The 532-nt window shown below is 68.2% G+C and carries 1 protein-coding gene; it reads right to left on the bottom strand.

The genetic code is table 11. The features are described 5' to 3' along the window. A partial coding sequence (locus tag CAG11_RS33070; RefSeq protein ID WP_143494917.1) for an acyltransferase domain-containing protein occupies positions 1–532 on the bottom strand: 532 nt, incomplete at both ends.

Here is a 532-nt window from a genome sequence, read left to right as displayed (position 1 = left end):
ATACAGACGAGCGAGGCTAGCGAGCAGTTCCGGATACTCCGGCCGCCCCTCCCTGAGGCTCGGGCACACCATTACGTGTTCGCGCCCGCAAGCATCGGCAGTCTCCTTCAGGGCGTGGGCGACGATGGGCTTGCTGGACACCTCAAGGTACAGCTCGAAGCCATCCTCCAGGGCTGCCGTCACTGCTTGCTCGAAAAGCACCGGGTTACGTGAGTTCGCGCACCAGAAGTCCGCATTCCGGGGCGCCAGGGCCCGGGGATCGCCCAGGGACGAGTTGTACATGGGCAGGCGCGGAGTCAGGCAGCGCAGTTCGCCAGCGGCTTGGCGGATGTCCTCCAGGACCTGGTCGATGTGTGGACTGTGGAACGCCACATCGCTCGCCACGCGCCGCGGCACCAACCCCTCCTCGGCCCAATCACCGGCGAGCCGCTCGACCTCGCCGGCCGTACCGGAAATCACCGTGGACGAGGGGCTGGCGGCGATTGCCGCGACCACCTGTGCGCGCCCCTCCAGGCGCCTGGCGGCCTCGGCG

It is taken from the genome of Pseudomonas sp. B6(2017) (assembly GCF_002112765.1).
Taxonomy (GTDB): Bacteria; Pseudomonadota; Gammaproteobacteria; order Pseudomonadales; family Pseudomonadaceae; genus Aquipseudomonas; species Aquipseudomonas piscis.
This window is presented reverse-complemented; position numbering and strand designations above follow the sequence as displayed.